Genomic DNA, 18389 nt, shown 5'->3' with positions numbered 1-18389 from the left:
CTGAAACGACGAAATCGTCTACTTTTCGGCCAAACCCATGATAAAGCTGAATAAAAGGACCGCTTGTGGCGGATATTTGTCTGGCTCTGTGCTAGTTTTGCCCGGTCTTGCGGCCCACAAGGCCGTGAAGCCCCGCAGAGAGCGGCTTTCGAGTCGAACCAAACGCCATTCTGGGTATCTACAATGGCGATTGGCATGACCGAAACGTGAGCCCCGGCGGACGTCGCACGCCCGGCTCCGACTTACGCTGCACTTTGCAATCCAATTGAATTTGATAGGGAAGGTACACCACCATGGCATTAACCAAAGACCAACTGATCGCCGATATCGCTGAAGCTATCGACGCGCCGAAAACCACCGCGCGCAACGCTATCGAGCAGCTGGGCCAGATCGTTGCCGATCAATTGGAAAATGGCAACGAGATCACCTTGCCTGGTATCGGCAAGCTGAAGATCACCGAGCGTCCTGCCCGTACCGGCCGTAACCCTTCGACCGGCGCTGCCATCGAAATCGCTGCCAAGAAAGTCGTCAAGTTCGTCCCAGCCAAAGTGCTGACCGATTCCGTTAACAAGTAATTGTAACGGCTCGACGAACCGTGCCGCGGGTCAACCCGGGCGCGGTTTTTTTGTGCCCGCGAAATGTACCCGACCCTGTGGGAGCGGGCTCTGCCCGCGAAGAGCGCGCCGCGGTACACCTGGTACACCGCAGCGCCTGTTTCGCGGCCGATGACCGCTCCTACGAGGTTTGTAGTGAGCTGAACCAGGTATTGCGTGCCTGCTCGGGCTGAAAGGTCCAGGCGACGAAGCGGCTTTGCTTCTGGCCCTGACCCATTTCCACCACCCGTACCTGGGCCGCCTGGACCTTGCTCAAGCTCGCCTGGATGGCCGCCAGGTTGGAAGCCTTGGACACCAGGGTGGAAAACCACAGCACCTGCTTGCCCAGCGCCACGCTTTCGTTGATCAACTGCGTCACGAAGCGAATCTCGCCCCCCTCGCACCACAGCTCGTTGTTCTGCCCACCGAAGTTCAGCACCGGCAGCTTGCGCTTGGGATCGGCCTTGCCCAGTGCGCGCCACTTGCGCTGGCTGCCACGCGTCGCTTCCTCCAGCGAAGCATGAAACGGTGGGTTGCACAGGGTCACGGCGAACCGTTCCTCGGCGCCTATCAGTCCCTGAAGAATCTGCCGTGGCTGGCTTTGCAGGCGCAGGGTGATGGCCTTGCCCAGCTTGTTGGCCTGGATGATGGTGTTGGCCGAGGCCAACGCCACCGGATCTATGTCGGACCCCACGAACTGCCAGCGATAGTCGCTGTGCCCCAGCAATGGATAGATGCAGTTGGCGCCCACACCTACATCCAGTGCCTTGACCGCAGCGCCTCTGGGAATCTCTGCGCGGTTGCTTTCGGCCAGCAGGTCCGCCAGGCAATGCAGATAGTCGGCGCGCCCCGGGATGGGCGGGCACAGGTAGCCGTCCGGGATATCCCAGTGGTGGATGCCGTACAACGCTCCGAGCAGGGCCCGGTTGAATACCTTCACCGCCGCCGGGTCGGCGAAGTCGATGCTTTGCTTGCCGTACGGGTTGAGGATGACGAACCGGGCGAGGTCCGGATGGGCCTTGATCAGCTGCGGGAAGTCGTAGCGGCCCTGATGGCGGTTGCGCGGGTGCAGGGTGGGTTTTTGCGGGGTGGACATGGGGAGGTTACCGGTGGGGCTGCTGGCCTCTTCGCGGGCAGAGCCGGCTCCCACAAGGATCTACAGGGTTGCATAGATCTCTGTGGGGGCGAGCAGCGCCCGCGATGAGGCCCGCGAGACGGATTACAGGCTGGCGATCCGCGCGTGCTGTTCGGCCAGCTTGGTCAAGGCTTGTTCGGCTTCGGCCAGTTTGGCGCGCTCTTTGTCGATAACGGCGGGAGGTGCCTTGTCGACGAAGGCTGCATTGGACAACTTGCCGCCCACGCGTGCCACTTCACCGTTCAGACGCTGGATTTCCTTGTCCAGGCGCGCCAGTTCGGCGTCCTTGTCGATCAGGCCGGCCATGGGCACCAGCACTTCCATCTCGCCGACCAGCGCAGTGGCACTCAAAGGCGCCTCCTGGCCATCGGCGAGCACGGTGATGGATTCCAGCTTGGCGAGCTTGCGCAGCAAGGCATCGTTCTCCTGCAGGCGACGCTGGTCCTGGCTGCCGGTGTTCTTGAGGAACAGCGCCAGCGGCTTGCCTGGACCAATGTTCATCTCGCCACGAATGTTGCGCACGCCCAGCATCAGGCCCTTGAGCCACTCGATGTCATCTTCGGCCGCCGTATCGATGCGGCTTTCGTTGGCCACCGGCCAAGGCTGCAGCATGATCGTCTTGCCCTGCACACCGGCGAGCGGCGCCAGGCGCTGCCAGATTTCTTCGGTGATGAACGGCATGAACGGATGCGCCAGGCGCAGCGCCACTTCGAGCACGCGCACCAAGGTGCGGCGAGTACCGCGCTGACGCTCGATCGGCGCGTTTTCGTCCCACAGCACAGGCTTGGACAGCTCCAGGTACCAGTCGCAATACTGGTTCCAGATGAACTCGTAGAGTGCCTGTGCGGCCAGGTCGAAACGGAACTGGTCGAGGTGGCGGGTCACTTCGGCTTCGGTGCGCTGCAGTTGCGAGATGATCCAGCGATCGGCCAGCGAAAGCTCGTAGGCTTCACCGTTCTGGCCGCAATCCTCGCCCTTGTCGAGCACGTAGCGCGCGGCGTTCCAGATCTTGTTGCAGAAGTTGCGATAGCCTTCGACACGGCCCATGTCGAACTTGATGTCACGACCGGTCGACGCCAGCGAACAGAAGGTGAAGCGCAAGGCGTCGGTGCCGTAGCTGGCGATGCCGCCTTCGAACTCGTCGCGGGTCTGCTTTTCGATCTTCTTCGCCAGTTTGGGCTGCATCAGGCCGCTGGTGCGTTTTGCCACCAGGGCTTCGAGCTCGATACCGTCGATGATGTCCAGCGGGTCAAGCACGTTGCCCTTGGACTTGGACATCTTCTGGCCCTGGCCGTCACGCACCAGGCCATGCACGTAGACGGTCTTGAACGGCACCTGCGGGGTACCGTTCTCGTCCTTGACCAGGTGCATGGTCAACATGATCATCCGGGCGACCCAGAAGAAGATGATGTCGAAGCCGGTGACCAGCACGTCGGTGCTGTGGAATTTCTTCAGGAATTCGGTCTGTTCCGGCCAACCCAGGGTGGAGAAAGTCCACAGGCCCGAGCTGAACCAGGTGTCCAGTACGTCGTTGTCCTGGTTGAGCGTCACGTCGGCGCCCAAGCCGTGCTTGCTGCGCACTTCCTCTTCGCTGCGGCCGACATAGACCTTGCCGGACTCGTCGTACCAGGCCGGAATGCGATGGCCCCACCAGAGCTGGCGGCTGATGCACCAATCCTGGATGTCACGCATCCACGAAAAGTACATGTTCTCGTACTGCTTGGGTACGAAGGCGATGCGGCCGTCTTCCACGGCGGCGATGGCAGGTTCGGCCAGCGGCTTGGTGGACACGTACCACTGGTCGGTCAACCAGGGCTCGATGACCGTACCGGAGCGATCGCCCTTCGGCACTTTCAGGGCATGGTCGTCGACGCTGACCAGCAGGCCGGCGGCGTCGAACGCGGCGACGATCTGCTTGCGTGCCTCGAAGCGATCCAAGCCGGCGTATTCGCCAGGCAGGGTGCCATCCACGCTATCGTTCAGGGTGCCGTCGAGGTTGAACACCTGAGCGCTGGCCAGCACTTGGGCATTCTTGTCGAAGATGTTGAGCAGCGGCAGGTTATGGCGCTTGCCGACTTCGTAGTCGTTGAAATCGTGGGCCGGGGTGATCTTCACGCAGCCGGTGCCGAATTCGGGATCGCAATAGTCGTCGGCGATGATCGGAATCCGGCGGCCCACCAGTGGCAGTTCGACGAACTTGCCGATCAAGGCCTGATAGCGCTCGTCGTTCGGGTTCACCGCGACGGCGGCGTCACCGAGCATGGTTTCCGGGCGCGTGGTGGCAACGATCAGGAAGTCATTGCCTTCGGCTGTTTTCGCGCCGTCTGCCAGCGGGTACTTGAGGTTCCAGAGGAAACCCTTTTCGTCGTGGTTTTCCACCTCCAGGTCGGAGATGGCCGTGTGCAGTTTGGTGTCCCAGTTGACCAGGCGCTTGCCGCGATAGATCAAGCCGTCTTCGTGCAGGCGCACGAACGCTTCCTTGACCGCTTCGGACAGGCCGTCATCCATGGTGAAGCGTTCGCGGCTCCAATCGACCGACGAGCCGAGGCGGCGAATCTGGCGGCTGATGTTGCCACCGGACTGGTCTTTCCATTCCCAGATCTTTTCCAGGAATTTTTCCCGGCCAAGATCATGGCGATTCAGCCCTTGGGCTTCGATCTGACGCTCGACCAGCATCTGCGTGGCGATACCGGCGTGGTCGGTACCCGGCTGCCACAGGGTGTTGCGGCCCTGCATGCGACGAAAACGGATCAGCGCGTCCATGATGGCGTTGTTGAAACCGTGGCCCATGTGCAGGCTGCCGGTGACGTTCGGCGGCGGAATCATGATGGTGTAGGAGTCGCCGGCACCTTGCGGGGCAAAATAGTTCTCGGCCTCCCAGGTCTGGTACCAGGAAGTTTCGATAGCGTGCGGCTGGTAGGTCTTATCCATGCGCGGCGGGACCCTATAAGGCATTTATTCAAAGAAAGCCGGGAAGTATAGCGGGGATATGGCGGCTATGGGAGGGAGGCGGGCTGCGTAGGAGCGGTCCGTGGCCGCGATGGGCGCGATTCGGTATGGCTGACACACCGTAGCGCCTGTTTCGCGGCCGATGACCGCTCCTACGGTGGTAGGCGAACGGTCCGTGGCTGCGAAGGGCGGGGGAAGGGGATCAGGGCTGGTTGAGCAACCTTTCCATGCGCGCTTCGAGGCGGCGCTTGATCTCGGTTTCGATGTGAGGCGCGAAGTCGTCGATCACGTCCTGCATGATCAACTGGGCAGCGGCGCGCAGTTCGGCGTCCAGGTGCAGCAAGGTATCCTGGCGGTTTTGTGCCGGACTGGGTGCCGCCGCCGGTTCCGACGGCAGGGCCGCCGGTGCAGTGGCCACGGGCTCGTCGTGCAGTTCGAACAGCAACGGCACCTCGGGCTCGCTGCGAACCACGGCGTCGGTCAGCAACGGTGGTTGCAGGGTGTCGTCGCCGAGCAGCTTGCGGATCGACTCGAGGTCGTCCAGCAGGTGTACGGATTTGGGCAAAGGCTTGGTGTTGTTGTCCATCTTGGGCTCAAAGTCGCGATAAGCGGTGGTCTTGCAGAGGATAGCCTTGTTCACGGTAGAAACGAAAACTCTCCCGGGCGGCCTGACGAATAGCAGGGTCTTCAACAACGATTTCGGCAACGCGCGCGAACTGGCCGGCAAAGCCTGGAACGTTCAAGGCCAGGTTGATCAGGAGATCGTCATGGCCTGCCGCCTGCGCTGCGATGCCCAATGTGACGGGCGCGTGAGGGTCGTCCTCCTCAAGGCTGTGGGGCACGAAGCTTTCACCCTTGAAAGTCCACAAGCGTGCGTCCAGCGCTTCACGCTGGGCAGCATCGGTGCAATGAACGTACACCCGGTGACCCAGCCGCCAGGCTTTTTCAGCCAACTTGCAGGCGAAATCCAGGCGTGCGGCGGGCAGGGGAGTGGGCAGGACATAGAAGTCGACTTGGGGCATGTGGTGTGTTCCTGGGGCGGGAGACCGCGTGGCCCCTTTCGCGGGCAGAGGGCTCGCGAAAGGGGCCACGCGGACTGTGGGCAATTACACCCCGGCGCGGTCCAGCAGGTACTGGGTGAGCAGAGGCACCGGACGACCGGTGGCGCCCTTGTCCTTGCCGCCACTGACCCACGCCGTGCCGGCGATGTCCAAGTGCGCCCACTCGTAGGCCTTGGTGAAACGGGACAGGAAGCAGCCTGCGGTGATGGCGCCGCCCTTCGGCCCGCCGATGTTGGCGATGTCGGCGAACGGGCTGTCCAGTTGCTCCTGATACTCTTCGAACAGCGGCAGCTGCCAGCAACGGTCGTCGGCCTGCTTGCCCGCTTCCAGCAACTGGCCGACCAAGGCCTCGTTGTTGCTCATCAGGCCCGTGGTATGGCCACCCAGCGCCACAACACAAGCACCGGTCAGGGTGGCGATGTCGATCACCGCGCGCGGGTTGAAGCGCTCGGCGTAGGTCAGCGCATCGCACAGCACCAGACGGCCTTCGGCGTCGGTGTTGAGAATTTCCACGGTCTGCCCGCTCATGGTCTCGACGATGTCGCCAGGGCGCGTCGCGCGGTCACTGGGCATGTTCTCGGCGCAGGCCATCAGGCACACCAGGTTGATCGGCAGCTCCAGCTCCAGCACGGCGCGCAGGGTGCCGAACACGCTGGCAGCGCCGCACATGTCGTACTTCATCTCGTCCATGCCGGCGGCCGGCTTGATGCTGATGCCGCCGGTGTCGAAGGTGATGCCCTTGCCGACCAGCACGTAGGGCTGCTCGGATTTCTTCGCGCCTTGATAGTTGAGCACGATCAACCGTGGCGGCTGCGCGCTGCCCTGGGCGACGGCCAGGAACGCACCCATGCCCAGTTCCTTGAGCTTCTTCTCGTCGTGAATCTCGACCTTGAGGTTCTTGTGCGCCTTGCTCAGGCTCTTCGCGGCTTCAGCCAGGAAGCTGGGGTGGCACAGGTTGGGCGGCAGGTTGCCCAGGTCCTTGGTGAAGCTCATGCCACTGGCGATGGCCTTGGCGTGGGCAACGGCGCGTTCGACGTCGGCCTGGCTGGATTTCTGGGTCAGCAGGGTGATCTTCTGCAAGGCACGTGGATCGGCCTTCTTGCTCTTGAAACGATCGAACACGTACTCGCCATCGAGCAGGGTTTCTGCCAGCAGGCGCGTTCTGCCGTAGGCATCGCGACCCTTGACGGTCAGCTCGTCGAAGGCAAACACGGCATCGCTGCCTCCCAGGTTCTTCAGCACGCCGTAGGCAGCGCTGGCCAGTTTGCGCCACGGGCGGTCGGCCAGTTCCTCATCCTTGCCGCTGCCCACCAGCAGCAGGCGCTCGGCCTTGAGCGCAGGCACGCCCGGCAGCAACAGGGTCTGGCCCGCACGCCCGGCGATGTCGCCACGCTTGAGCGCGGCGCTGATCAAGCCGCCGCTCAGGCCGTCGATCTTGCTGGCAATGGCGCCCAAGGCGCGTTCTTCGCCGATGGCGACGACCAGGGTCGCGGTTTTAACTGATTCGGCAGCAACGCTCTTTACAACCAATTCCATATCCAGAACCCCTGATTCTAGGTCGATGCTTGCGCAAGACGGTTCGCGCGAAAGCAGCCAGTTTGACCCCAGCCCCAGCCCGCTCGCAACCTTTGCATGGCGGTAATTGTCCACCCGATGCCGCTGTTAAGTGACAGGCACAGCCTTTCACAGGATAATGCGGCGACTTTTTACCTGGCCCGCTCAAGCGGACCGGCCCCTGTCATGGCTGCTACGTTCCCCTGTCGGGCTGCCTGCGCGCGACGACCCTGGAGTGTCTGGTTTGATCGTTTTCCGTTATCTGTCCCGTGAGGTCATGATCACAATGAGCGCCGTGAGTGCCGTGCTCCTGGTGATCATCATGAGCGGGCGCTTCATCAAGTATCTGGCCCAGGCGGCGTCCGGCATCCTGGACCCCGGCGTGCTGTTCATGATCATGGGCTTTCGCCTGCCGGGCTTCCTGCAACTGATCCTGCCGCTGGGCCTGTTCCTGGGCATCCTGCTGGCGTACGGACGTCTGTACCTGGAAAGCGAGATGACTGTGCTTTCCGCCACCGGCATGAGTCAACAGCGCCTGCTGGCCATCACGCTGGCTCCGGCGACGCTGGTCGCCCTGCTGGTGGCCTGGCTGAGCCTGAGCCTTGCCCCGCAGGGCGTTGCTCAGGTCGCCACGATCATCAACCAGCAGGACGCCATGACCGAGTTCGACACCCTGGTGCCGGGTCGCTTCCAGGCATTGCGCGATGGCACACGGGTCACCTACACCCAGAGCCTTTCGGAGAACCGCGTCGATCTCAGCGGCGTGTTCATTTCCGAGAAGCGCATGTCCCAGGACAAGGCCAAGGACCGCGGAATTTCCGTGCTGGTGGCTGAAAAGGGTCGCCAGGAAGTGCGTGCCGACGGCAACCGCTACCTGATCCTGGAAAATGGCTTCCGCTATGACGGCAATCCGGGCGAGGCCAACTACCGCGCCATCCAGTACGACACCTATGGCGTGCTCCTGCCCAAGCCGGATGTGAGCAGCGACATCACCGACCGCGAAGCCATACCTACCGGCGAGCTGTGGGGCAGCACCGATCCACGGCCGCGCGCCGAGCTGCAGTGGCGTCTGTCGCTGCCGGTGCTGGTATTCATCGTGACCCTGATGGCGGTCCCGTTGTCGCGGGTCAACCCGCGCCAGGGCCGCTTCCTCAAACTGCTGCCGGCGATCCTCTTGTATATGGCCTACCTGACTCTGCTCATTGCCGCGCGCAGCGCCATGGAAAAAGGCCGCCTGCCTGCAGCGCTGGGCATGTGGTGGGTGCACGTGCTGTTCCTGGCCATCGGCCTGCTGCTGATGTATTGGGAGCCGATGAAGCTGGCCCGTGCCAGCCGCCGTGCCAAGGGGGTGACCCATGGTCAAGCTTGATCGCTACATCGGCAAGAGCGTGGCGGTTGCCATCCTCGCGGTGCTGGGCATCATTCTCGGGCTGGCTTCGTTGTTCGCCTTCATCGATGAAATGGGCGACATCAGCGACAGCTATACCTTGTTCGATGCTGGCAAGTACGTTGCCCTGACTGCGCCGCGGCGGGTCTACGACATGCTGCCGATGGCAGCTTTGATCGGCTGCCTGATCGGCCTCGGCAGTCTGGCCAGCAGCAGCGAGTTGACCATCATGCGCGCTGCGGGCGTCTCGGTCGGGCGCATCGTCTGGGCCGTGATGAAGCCGATGCTGGTGCTGATGGTGGTAGGCGTGCTGGTAGGCGAATACGTCGCTCCGCCGGCAGAGAACAAGGCTCAGGCCGAGCGCTCGCTGGCCCTGGGCAGTGGCGATGCGCAAAGCGGCAAGCACGGCATGTGGCACCGCCAGGGTGACGAGTTCATCCACATCAACACGGTGCAGCCACGCGGCCTGCTGTACGGGGTGACGCGCTACCGTTTCGATGATCAGCGCCACATGCTCAGCGCCAGCTTTGCCCGCAAGGCGCAATACGACGGCGATCACTGGCAGTTGAGCGAGGTCACCACCACGCTGTTTCACGCCGATCGCAGTGAAGTGGTCAAGGCTGCCGAGGAGCGTTGGGATGTTTCCCTGACACCCCAGTTGCTCAGCACGGTCATCGTCGCACCCGAAGCGTTGTCCATCTCCGGGCTGTGGGGGTACATCCACTACCTGGCCGACCAGGGCCTCAACAACGGTCAGTACTGGCTCGCGTTCTGGGTCAAGGTCCTCCAGCCGCTGGTAACGGCGGCACTGGTATTGATGGCCATCTCCTTCATCTTCGGTCCCTTGCGCTCGGTCACCTTGGGCCAGCGTGTGTTTACCGGGGTGCTGGTGGGCTTCGTGTTCCGCATTGCCCAGGACTTGCTAGGGCCTTCGAGCCTGGTGTTTGGCTTTCCGCCACTACTGGCAGTAGTGCTGCCTGCGGCGATCTGCGCGGTGGCAGGACTGTGGCTGTTGCGACGCGCGGGTTAGCGACTGGCAGCAACTTTCGAACCGGCCCTCAGTGGCCGGTTTTTTCTTTGCCAATCCGCACGACCTGGCTGCGTGAACCCAGGTCGTGCCAGGTGCGCTGGCGGCGCTCGATCAGCATCCACCACCAGCCTAGCCCTAGGCATAGCCAGGACACCATTGCCAGCGCGAAACGCAGCAGCGCCTGGCCGGGGCTGATGGTGCTGCCGTCAGTATTCTGCACGCGAATGCCCCAGGCCTGCATGCCCAGGGTTTGTCCGGCATGGGTCCAGAAACGTGCGAAGAAAGCGAACGACAGGCTCGTCAACAGCAGCGACAGCCATGGATCGTGATCCAGCGCACCCGCCTCGGAAAGGACGCGCAGACGTGCCTCACCGTACCAACCCATCTGGGCCAGCTTGTACAGCGCGGCGGCAGCCATCAGCAGCGCCAGACACAGGATCAGGTCATAGGTCGCCGCAGCCAGGCGCCGAGCCAGGCTTGCCGGTATCGGCTGCACGTTGTCCGCTGCAATGAGCGCCATTGAAGATCCTTGGGCAGAGTAGGCCGGTCACGTCAGCCGAGCGGCCACAAAAAAGCCCCAGGCTATCAGCGCTGGGGCTTTTCGGCGACGCTCGAATCAAGCCTCGGCTTGAACCTCGTCTGCCTGCAGGCCTTTCTGGCCCTGCACGGCAACGAAGGTGACCTTCTGGCCTTCCTTCAGGCTTTTGAAACCATTGCCCTGAATGGCGCGGAAGTGTACGAACAGGTCCGGGCCGCTCTCAGGCGTGATGAAACCGAAACCTTTTTCGTCGTTGAACCACTTGACGGTACCGCTTTGACGATTCGACATAGCTTAATTTCCTTGAAACCTAGAATTATTAACAGCGTCTTTCACATGAAAGATGACTGGGCTGATTTGCAGGAAAGTAAGAGACGTCGAACGGGTTGTAGCAATGATCAGAGCTACTGCCCAGGTCACGATCCAAGCGACCCATGCAAACACAGTGGAGAAACTTTACGCTAACTTCAGCGACAAAAACAAGCCCTCGAAACCCCTGTGTTTTGACCTTTTCATGCCGCATTTCAGGCCGTATCCGGGACGTTGCCCCACGATCGTGCATGACCTGCATATCGTTGACGTCAGCGCGCACGAACCCTGCAAAGAATGCCGGAAGCGGTGTTGGTACTATGACGCTTTCCCTGCGGTTCATAGTTTTTATCTACCAAACCGCTTTGATTGCCCGGTGGCGTTGATGCAATCAGCGAGTTGCACTCATCCGCGATAATAACGTTGCGGGACGAAGGGCATCTTGGCAACTTTCAGCGCTACGGGCTTGCCGCGCACGATGGCACTGAGCGTGCTGTCCAGAGCCGCCGAGCTGATCTCCACATAGCCCATGGCAACCGGAGCCTCCAGTGTCGGGCCGAAACCACCGCTGCATACGCGGCCGACTTCGACGCCTTGGGCATCGATGATCGGCGCGCCCTCGCGCACCGGTGTGCGCTCCAAGGGCAGCAGGCCGACCCGCTTGCGCGCGACCCCATCGCGTTGCTGGGCAAAGATGATCTCGGCACCCGGGAAGCCTCCGGCGCGCGCACCGTCGGCACGACGCGCCTTGGAGATGGCCCACAGCAAGCTGGCCGCGATCGGCGAGGTCTCGCTGTCCATGTCATGGCCATACAGACACAGGCCCGCTTCCAGCCGCAGCGAATCGCGTGCACCCAGGCCGATCGGTTCCACTTCAGGCTCGGCCAGCAAGGCACGCGCAAGCGATTCTGCCGCGCCGCTGGGCACGGAAATCTCGAAGCCGTCTTCGCCGGTATAGCCTGAGCGGCTTACATAGCAGTCCACGCCCAACAGCTTGACGCTGGCGAACTGCATGAAGGTCATGTCGGCAACTTCCGGCGCCAGGCGTGACAGCACCGTTACCGCTGCTGGCCCCTGCAGCGCCAGCAGCGCACGTGCGTCGAACAACGCTTCGATTTCGCAGTGCCCGTGCAGATGGCTTTGCAGATGGGCAAGGTCCTGATCCTTGCAGGCGGCGTTGACCACCAGCAGCAAGGTGTCGTTGCCCAGGTTCGCCACCATCAGATCGTCGAGAATGCCGCCCTGTTCATTGGTGAACATGGCATAGCGCTGCATGCCCACCGGCAGGTCGATGATGTCCACCGGAACCAGCGTCTCCAGTGCCTTGGCGGCATTGGCGCCGGTCAGGCGAATCTGACCCATGTGCGACACGTCGAACAGCCCGGCCTGGGCACGGGTGTGGCGGTGCTCCTTCATCACGCCCAGCGGATACTGTACCGGCATGTCGTAGCCGGCGAACGGCACCATGCGCGCGCCCAGTTCCAGGTGCAGCGCGTGCAGGGGTGTTTTTTGCAAAGTGGCATCGGACATTTTTCGTTCCTTGCGAGGCGGGGCGCGCAGCGATCAACGCTGCGCGCCGCAGTTGTCACGCTTGCTGATAGGCTTCGATGGAAGGGCAGGCGCACACCAGGTTGCGATCCCCGAAAACGTTGTCGACCCGACCCACAGGCGGCCAGTACTTGTTTTCCTGCAGCGTCGGCAGCGGGTAGACCGCCTGTTCGCGACTGTAGGCGTGGGTCCACTCACCGACCAGTTCGGCGGCGGTGTGCGGCGCATTCTTCAGCGGGTTGTCTTCGCGATCCAGACGGCCTTCCTCGACGGCGCGAATCTCTTCGCGGATCTGGATCATGGCGTTGCAGAACCGATCGAGTTCTTCCAGCGACTCGCTTTCGGTCGGTTCGATCATCAAGGTACCTGCCACCGGGAACGACATGGTCGGGGCATGGAAGCCGAAGTCGATCAGGCGCTTGGCGACGTCGTCGACGCTGATGCCGCTGCTGTCTTTGAGTGGGCGTACGTCGAGGATGCACTCGTGAGCCACCAGGCCGTTGCTGCCGGCATAGAGGATCGGGTAGTGCTGTTCCAGGCGCCGGGCAATGTAGTTGGCGTTGAGGATGGCCACCTGGGACGCGCGCTTGAGACCATCGCCGCCCATCATGCGAATGTACATCCAGGTGATCGGCAGGATGCTGGCGCTGCCGAACGGCGCCGCGCAGACCGCGCCCTGTTTGCGCTCCAGCGCGGCATGGCCGGGCAGAAACGGCGCCAGGTGCGCTTTCACGCCAATCGGGCCGACACCTGGGCCGCCACCGCCATGGGGAATGCAGAAGGTCTTGTGCAGGTTCAGGTGGGACACGTCGCCGCCGAACTTGCCCGGTGCGCACAGGCCGACCATGGCGTTCATGTTGGCGCCATCGATGTACACCTGGCCGCCGTGGTCATGGATGATCGCGCAGATCTCGCGGATGCCTTCCTCGAACACGCCATGGGTGGATGGGTAGGTGATCATCAGTGCGGCGAGCTTGTCACCGTGCTCGATGGCCTTGGCGCGCAGGTCTTCGATGTCGACGTTGCCGCGTGCATCGCAAGCGGTGACCACGACGCGCATCCCGGCCATGTGCGCGGTTGCCGGATTGGTGCCGTGCGCCGAGGATGGAATCAGGCAGATATCGCGGTGCGCTTCGCCGCGACTCTGGTGATAGGCCCGAATGGCCAGCAGGCCGGCGTATTCACCTTGGGAGCCGGCGTTGGGTTGCAGTGACACGGAATCGTAGCCGGTGGCCGCGCACAGCATGCTCTCCAATTCGTCGGTCAGCAGCTGGTAGCCCTGGCTCTGCGCAGCCGGCGCGAATGGGTGCAACTGACCGAACTCGGCCCAGGTCACCGGGATCATTTCGCTGGCGGCATTTAGCTTCATGGTGCAGGAGCCCAGCGGGATCATGGTGCGATCCAGGGCCAGGTCCTTGTCGGCCAGGCGGCGCAGGTAGCGCATCAGCTCGGTTTCTGAGTGATAGCGATTGAACACCGGATGCTGCAGGATCGCCGACTGGCGCAGCAGGGATTCGGGCAGTTGATCGGTGACTTCATCGGCCAGGGTCTGGAACGTTACCTGGGTGCTTTCGTTGTGGAACAGCGCGAACAGCGCTTCCACGTCGGCCTGGCGGGTAGTTTCGTCCAGCGAGATACCCACACGCTGCGCGTCGACTTCGCGCAGGTTGATACCCGCTGCACGGGCCTGCTCATGCAGGCGCTCGGTCGCACTGCCGGTGGCCAGGGTCAGGGTGTCGAAAAAATGCTGCTGTTCGACGCGCACGCCCAATTGCGTCAGGCCGCGCGCCAGGATGGCGGTCAGCTGATGGGTGCGCCGAGCGATCTGGATCAGACCGGCCGGGCCGTGGTAGACCGCGTACATGCTGGCGATGTTAGCCAGCAGGACCTGCGCCGTGCAGATGTTGCTGGTGGCCTTCTCGCGACGGATATGCTGCTCGCGGGTCTGCATGGCCAGGCGCAGGGCGCTCTTGCCGTGGCGGTCCACGGACACGCCGACCAGACGGCCCGGCATGTCGCGCTTGAAGCTGTCACGGGTGGAGAAATACGCCGCGTGCGGACCGCCGAAACCCAGTGGCACGCCGAAACGCTGGGCGCTGCCGATGGCGACGTCGGCACCGAACTCGCCCGGTGGGCTGAGCAGCGTCAGGGCAAGCAGGTCGGCCGCTACGGCGACCAGTGCGTTGCCGGCATGGAAGCGCTCCACCAGTTCACGGTAGTCGAAAATGTCGCCGTTACTGGCGGGATACTGCAGCAGGGCGCCGAAGAAGCCGTCGGTGTCGGCAAGCTCGTGCTCGTCGCCAATGACCACCTCGATACCCAGCGGCTCGGCGCGAGTGATCAGCACGGCCAGGGTCTGCGGATGGCAATGGCTGGAGGCGAAGAAGCGCTGGCTGCTCTTGTTCTTGCTCAACCGTTTGCAGAAGGTCATGGCTTCGGCGGCGGCGGTCGCTTCGTCAAGCAGCGAGGCATTGGCGATGGGCAGTCCGGTCAGGTCGCTGATCAGGGTCTGGAAGTTGAGCAGCGCTTCCAGGCGACCTTGGGAAATCTCTGGCTGATACGGCGTGTAGGCCGTGTACCAGGCGGGGTTCTCCAACAAGTTGCGCAGAATCGGCGCGGGGGTGTGGGTGTTGTAGTAGCCCTGGCCGATGTAGTTCTTGAACAGTTGGTTCTGCTGGGCGATGGCCTTGATCGCGGCCAGGGCATCGGCTTCGCTTTGCCCGGCCGAAAGGCCCAGCACGCTGGTGCCCTTGATGCTTTCGGGGATGACGCTGGCGCTCAGGGCATCGAGGCTGTCGAACCCCAGGAAGTCGAGCATCGCCTGCTCATCGGCCGGGCCCGGGCCGATGTGGCGGGCGATGAATTCGTTGTCGGTGTGCAATGCAATGGCGCGAGTCATGGTCGGTCCTCAGCCTTGGGCGGCGATCAGGTTGTCGTAGGCGGGCTGGTCGAGCAAGGCGCGAACCTGTTCGAGGTCGTCGGGGATGAACCGGAAGAACCAGCCTTGTGCCAGTGGGTCTTGGTTGACGAGTTCCGGAGCTGCATCGAGCGCCGGGTTGACTTCGACGATCTCGCCATCCAGCGGCATGTTGATGCTGCTGGCGGCCTTCACCGATTCCAGTACCGAAACCTCGGCATCGCGCGCATGACGCGCGAGCTCGGGCAACTGCACGAACACCACGTCGCCCAGGGCATTCTGGGCGAAAGGGGTGATACCGACCGTGACGCTACCGTCGGCTTCGAGGCGCAGCCATTCGTGTTCGACGGTGAAACGCAACTCGCTCATGGAAACTCCGCAATGATTTGGGGTTCAGCAATGGCGGTTACTTAGCAAAATGGTTGCCAGATTTCCCAAAGTCACAGGCTGCAAGGGCTCCAGGCAGATAGCCCTCATGAAGGATCACACCCCCTGTAACGAAAACGCTACGATACCCCCAGGCCAGCAAGCACCCCGCCTCCCCTGTAGCAGCGGCGCAAGCCGCGTCGGCGGCAGACGCGGTCTATCGCATGGACCCGGACGACCCCTGACGCGGCTTGCGCCGCTGCTACAGGAGTCGTCTAACGCCTCACTGCCGAGCCGTATCGAATTGCGTACGCTGTATTTAAATCGATACAGTCCAGTTCGTCTGTGATATCAGTTCGCGCCACCGATCCCATACTTGCGCAGCCGATTGGCAATGGCCGTGTGAGATGTCAGTAGACGGCTGGCCAGCTGCCGGCTGGATGGATAGCTGGGGTACAGCTTTTCCAGCAGCGCTTTTTCGTAAGCCCCAACGGCCTGTTCCAGGCTGACGACTTCACCGTCATTGCGGCGAGTTACGCTGGTGCCGGCAATATCCAGATCGCCGATGTCCACTGTGTTGCTTTCGCAGACGGCGGCTGCACGAAAGATCACGTTCTGCAGTTGCCGAACATTGCCCGGCCAACGGTTGCCCAGCAGGGCGGGATAGGTGCTCGCCGTCAGTCGACACATCGGTCGCTGAATCTGCGTGCAGGCCTGCTGCATGAAATAACGGGCCAGCAGCAGGATGTCTTCGCCGCGCTCGCGCAGGGGTGGCACATTCAGGTTGAGCACGTTCAGGCGGTAGAACAAATCTTCCCGGAAGGCGCCCTCGGCCACCATTTGCTCCAGGTTGCGGTGGGTGGCGCTGAGGATGCGCACGTTGACCTTGACCTCGCGGTCGCCGCCTACCCGGCGAAAGCTGCCATCGTTGAGGAAGCGCAGCAGCTTGGCCTGCAGGTATGGCGACATTTCGCCGATTTCGTCGAGAAACACCGTGCCTTGGTGGGCCAGTTCCATCAGGCCAGGCTTGCCGCCGCGCTGTGCGCCGGTGAATGCACCGGGGGCATAGCCGAACAGCTCGCTTTCGGCGAGGTTTTCCGGCAGGGCGGCGCAGTTGAGCGCCAGGAACGGCGCGCTGTGGCGCGCGCTGACGGCATGGCAGGCCCGTGCCACCAGCTCCTTGCCCGTGCCGGTTTCACCCTGGATCAACAGCGGTGCATCCAGGGCCGCAACACGTTGCGCCCGGGCCTTGAGCGCACGGATCGGTGCGGAATCGCCCAGCAGCGAATCGAACCCTTCGGCGTGGTCGTGGTGCAGGGCGGCCAGCCGCTCACCCATGCGGTTGGGCGGGTACAGCGTCAGCAGGGCGCCGGCGTCGGTGATCGGTGTGGCATCGAGCAACAGTGTCTGGCCATTCAGGTTGACCTCGCGCAGTGGCAGGCGAAACCCCTGTTCGAGCAGGGCGCCGAGCAAGGCAGGATCGGCGAACAGGTCCGCAACCGACTGTCCGGCCGGCTCGCGGCCGTACAGCTCGACCAGAGCCGGGTTGGCCAACAGCACATTGCCGGCACTGTCCAGTGCCAGCACCGGATCGGCCATGGCGGCCAGCAAGGCTTCGAGCTGCAGGTGCCGGCGTTGTCCCGGAAGAATATCGACCACGCGCACGTCCTCCACGCCCCGTACCCGAAACAGCGCATCGTGCAGCTCTTCCAGTACCAGCGGACTGAGGGTCGGCGCGTCGATGTAGACGTTGGGCGGGACCATTTCGACTGCGTCGAGGTTGAGGTTGCGCGCCCCCAACAGGGCCAGCACTTCCTGAGTGATGCCGACACGGTCGATGAAGCTGACGTGGATACGCATGGGGTCTCGAGCATTCCGGACAGCGGAGGGACGCAGTATGCCTTGCCATTGCGCAAAGCTGTAGCACCTACGCCGGCTTGCTCAGCGCTGGGGTTTGATGCGTTCGGGCCGCGACCAGATCCACAGGTTGACCAGCACCATGCCGGAGATCGCTGCGTATACCGGCCAGTGCTGCTTGAGGGTGAACCACATGAGCACTGAACAGAGCACCATGCTCACGGTTGCGCTGACCTTGGTTCGGCGGGTAATCACCTTGCCGTTGCGCCAGTTCCGCAGCATCGGGCCGAACAGCTTGTGGTTCTCCAGCCAGGCACTCAGCCGCGGTGAGCTTTTGGTCGCCGCCCACGCGGCCAGCAGAATGAACTCGGTGGTGGGCAACCCCGGCACCACGATGGCGATCAGCCCGATGATCAGGCTGGTATAGGCCAGCAGGCCGTAAAGCACGCGGGCCAGCTTTGAGGGGAGCGGGCGAGGGTTGTCCATGAGTTCCATACATTGGGGTCAGGCCGGCGCCGTTTCCTTGTGGTCGGCGTAGGTGTGTTGCAGCAGCACCTGCAGGCGCGCAAAAGCATCGTTGGCCGCCTGATCGGCTTGCGCTTCTTCAGCCGCGCTGAATGGCAGGGCGTCGAAGATCGCGTTGAAGGCCTTCCAGCCCTTGCCGCGTCCGCCCTCGGGTTCGGCCAAATGGCGAGCACCGAAACTTGCGGTGTAACCCAGGGCGTTAGCCCGTTTGATCAGGATGGCGGCGCCGAGTTTAGACCCTTCGGAGACGCGAATCCAGGTGAGCGCCGTGGCCTGACTGGGCTCGCTGAGGGCGCCCGGCACAGGTTGCGGAATGGCCACGCCCAGATCGAGCAGGTCGGCCTTGGCCGCCTCTGCGCGGCAGCGCTCCGGCAGATCGGGAAACAAGGCGATCAGCGCCGGGTCGTTGTACAAGTGTTGCAACTCGGATTGGAACAGGTACTGCATCTGCAGGAAGCGCGCATAGCTTTGCGGCGTATCGAACGGCGCGTAGCGGGCCACGGTGTTTTCCAGGCTGTCGTGCAACGCCTGGCTGATCGCGCGCAAGCGGGCGGAGCGCAGTGGGGCGTGGTCCTGAGTGTACTCGGTGACGGTCATTGCGAATTCCTTGAAAAATGCGG

16 protein-coding genes are annotated in these 18389 nt (G+C 62.8%); 3 read left to right on the top strand and 13 right to left on the bottom strand.

Features of this window, described 5'->3' with window-relative positions:
• Positions 1–293 precede the first annotated feature (293 nt).
• On the top strand, positions 294–575 hold the full coding sequence (locus IFT57_RS04940; RefSeq protein ID WP_122479627.1) for an HU family DNA-binding protein: 282 nt from the start codon (positions 294–296) through the stop codon (positions 573–575).
• A gap of 160 nt (positions 576–735) precedes the next feature.
• On the opposite strand, the gene rlmF is transcribed toward IFT57_RS04940, so the two are convergent.
• The 5 genes from rlmF to IFT57_RS04915 all read right to left on the bottom strand — a co-directional run bounded on the left by rlmF (position 736) and on the right by IFT57_RS04915 (position 7274).
• Positions 736–1689: a 23S rRNA (adenine(1618)-N(6))-methyltransferase RlmF gene (gene rlmF, locus IFT57_RS04935; RefSeq protein ID WP_192150770.1), complete on the bottom strand. Its 954-nt coding sequence runs from the start codon at positions 1687–1689 to the stop codon at positions 736–738.
• Between the two features lie 123 nt (positions 1690–1812).
• The gene (locus IFT57_RS04930; RefSeq protein ID WP_192150768.1) at positions 1813–4659 is read right to left on the bottom strand and encodes a valine--tRNA ligase; all 2847 of its coding nucleotides are present in this window, start codon (positions 4657–4659) and stop codon (positions 1813–1815) included.
• A 220-nt stretch (positions 4660–4879) separates the two neighbouring features.
• Positions 4880–5263: a DNA polymerase III subunit chi gene (locus tag IFT57_RS04925; protein ID WP_122800257.1), complete on the bottom strand. Its 384-nt coding sequence runs from the start codon at positions 5261–5263 to the stop codon at positions 4880–4882.
• A 7-nt stretch (positions 5264–5270) separates the two neighbouring features.
• The gene (locus IFT57_RS04920; RefSeq protein WP_192150765.1) at positions 5271–5699 is read right to left on the bottom strand and encodes a DNA polymerase III subunit chi; all 429 of its coding nucleotides are present in this window, start codon (positions 5697–5699) and stop codon (positions 5271–5273) included.
• Positions 5700–5783: 84 nt separating this feature from the next.
• Positions 5784–7274 carry a leucyl aminopeptidase gene (locus tag IFT57_RS04915; RefSeq protein ID WP_192150763.1) on the bottom strand — a complete coding sequence of 497 codons (1491 nt, stop codon included), beginning with the start codon at positions 7272–7274 and terminating at the stop codon, positions 5784–5786.
• Positions 7275–7536: 262 nt separating this feature from the next.
• On the opposite strand from IFT57_RS04915, the gene lptF reads away from it, so the two are divergent.
• Positions 7537–8661, top strand: coding sequence for an LPS export ABC transporter permease LptF (lptF, locus tag IFT57_RS04910; RefSeq protein WP_122479621.1), 1125 nt, complete (start codon positions 7537–7539; stop codon positions 8659–8661).
• Positions 8648–9709: an LPS export ABC transporter permease LptG gene (lptG, locus tag IFT57_RS04905; RefSeq protein WP_192150761.1), complete on the top strand. Its 1062-nt coding sequence runs from the start codon at positions 8648–8650 to the stop codon at positions 9707–9709. Before lptF ends, lptG begins: the two co-directional genes overlap by 14 nt.
• Positions 9710–9737: 28 nt before the next feature.
• Here the strand turns inward: lptG and IFT57_RS04900 are convergent, their stop codons facing one another.
• The 8 genes from IFT57_RS04900 to IFT57_RS04865 all read right to left on the bottom strand — a co-directional run bounded on the left by IFT57_RS04900 (position 9738) and on the right by IFT57_RS04865 (position 18366).
• The gene (locus IFT57_RS04900) at positions 9738–10229 is read right to left on the bottom strand and encodes an RDD family protein (RefSeq protein ID WP_192150759.1); all 492 of its coding nucleotides are present in this window, start codon (positions 10227–10229) and stop codon (positions 9738–9740) included.
• Between the two features lie 96 nt (positions 10230–10325).
• The gene (locus tag IFT57_RS04895) at positions 10326–10538 is read right to left on the bottom strand and encodes a cold-shock protein (protein WP_122479618.1); all 213 of its coding nucleotides are present in this window, start codon (positions 10536–10538) and stop codon (positions 10326–10328) included.
• A gap of 423 nt (positions 10539–10961) precedes the next feature.
• A complete protein-coding gene (gcvT, locus tag IFT57_RS04890) occupies positions 10962–12086 on the bottom strand; it encodes a glycine cleavage system aminomethyltransferase GcvT (protein WP_192150757.1) in 1125 nt (374 codons plus the stop codon).
• 55 nt (positions 12087–12141) lie between these two features.
• Positions 12142–15003 carry an aminomethyl-transferring glycine dehydrogenase gene (gcvP, locus tag IFT57_RS04885; RefSeq protein WP_192150755.1) on the bottom strand — a complete coding sequence of 954 codons (2862 nt, stop codon included), beginning with the start codon at positions 15001–15003 and terminating at the stop codon, positions 12142–12144.
• Between the two features lie 9 nt (positions 15004–15012).
• On the bottom strand, positions 15013–15390 hold the full coding sequence (gene gcvH, locus IFT57_RS04880) for a glycine cleavage system protein GcvH (RefSeq protein ID WP_192150752.1): 378 nt from the start codon (positions 15388–15390) through the stop codon (positions 15013–15015).
• Positions 15391–15738: 348 nt separating this feature from the next.
• Positions 15739–17247 carry a sigma-54-dependent transcriptional regulator gene (locus IFT57_RS04875; RefSeq protein WP_122796070.1) on the bottom strand — a complete coding sequence of 503 codons (1509 nt, stop codon included), beginning with the start codon at positions 17245–17247 and terminating at the stop codon, positions 15739–15741.
• An 81-nt stretch (positions 17248–17328) separates the two neighbouring features.
• On the bottom strand, positions 17329–17730 hold the full coding sequence (locus tag IFT57_RS04870; RefSeq protein WP_192150750.1) for a YbaN family protein: 402 nt from the start codon (positions 17728–17730) through the stop codon (positions 17329–17331).
• 18 nt (positions 17731–17748) lie between these two features.
• Positions 17749–18366 (bottom strand): biliverdin-producing heme oxygenase, encoded by a 618-nt coding sequence (locus tag IFT57_RS04865; RefSeq protein ID WP_192150748.1) that lies wholly within the window; start codon positions 18364–18366, stop codon positions 17749–17751.
• Positions 18367–18389 lie beyond the last annotated feature (23 nt).

Source organism: Pseudomonas sp. CFBP 13719, assembly GCF_014842095.1.
Classification (GTDB): domain Bacteria; phylum Pseudomonadota; class Gammaproteobacteria; order Pseudomonadales; family Pseudomonadaceae; genus Aquipseudomonas.
Note: the sequence above shows the minus strand (reverse complement) of the source record. Positions and strands in the feature narration are given on the sequence as shown.

Bases quoted from the DNA above. Each gene is read 5' to 3' on its own strand.
- IFT57_RS04940 (WP_122479627.1), top strand. From the start codon at position 294: ATGGCATTAACCAAAGACCAACTGATCGCCGATATCGCTGAAGCTATC.
- rlmF (WP_192150770.1), bottom strand. From the start codon at position 1,689: ATGTCCACCCCGCAAAAACCCACCCTGCACCCGCGCAACCGCCATCAG.
- IFT57_RS04930 (WP_192150768.1), bottom strand. From the start codon at position 4,659: ATGGATAAGACCTACCAGCCGCACGCTATCGAAACTTCCTGGTACCAG.
- IFT57_RS04925 (WP_122800257.1), bottom strand. From the start codon at position 5,263: ATGGACAACAACACCAAGCCTTTGCCCAAATCCGTACACCTGCTGGAC.
- IFT57_RS04920 (WP_192150765.1), bottom strand. From the start codon at position 5,699: ATGCCCCAAGTCGACTTCTATGTCCTGCCCACTCCCCTGCCCGCCGCA.
- IFT57_RS04915 (WP_192150763.1), bottom strand. From the start codon at position 7,274: ATGGAATTGGTTGTAAAGAGCGTTGCTGCCGAATCAGTTAAAACCGCG.
- lptG (WP_192150761.1), top strand. From the start codon at position 8,648: ATGGTCAAGCTTGATCGCTACATCGGCAAGAGCGTGGCGGTTGCCATC.
- IFT57_RS04900 (WP_192150759.1), bottom strand. From the start codon at position 10,229: ATGGCGCTCATTGCAGCGGACAACGTGCAGCCGATACCGGCAAGCCTG.
- IFT57_RS04895 (WP_122479618.1), bottom strand. From the start codon at position 10,538: ATGTCGAATCGTCAAAGCGGTACCGTCAAGTGGTTCAACGACGAAAAA.
- gcvT (WP_192150757.1), bottom strand. From the start codon at position 12,086: ATGTCCGATGCCACTTTGCAAAAAACACCCCTGCACGCGCTGCACCTG.
- gcvP (WP_192150755.1), bottom strand. From the start codon at position 15,003: ATGACTCGCGCCATTGCATTGCACACCGACAACGAATTCATCGCCCGC.
- gcvH (WP_192150752.1), bottom strand. From the start codon at position 15,390: ATGAGCGAGTTGCGTTTCACCGTCGAACACGAATGGCTGCGCCTCGAA.
- IFT57_RS04875 (WP_122796070.1), bottom strand. From the start codon at position 17,247: ATGCGTATCCACGTCAGCTTCATCGACCGTGTCGGCATCACTCAGGAA.
- IFT57_RS04870 (WP_192150750.1), bottom strand. From the start codon at position 17,730: ATGGACAACCCTCGCCCGCTCCCCTCAAAGCTGGCCCGCGTGCTTTAC.
- IFT57_RS04865 (WP_192150748.1), bottom strand. From the start codon at position 18,366: ATGACCGTCACCGAGTACACTCAGGACCACGCCCCACTGCGCTCCGCC.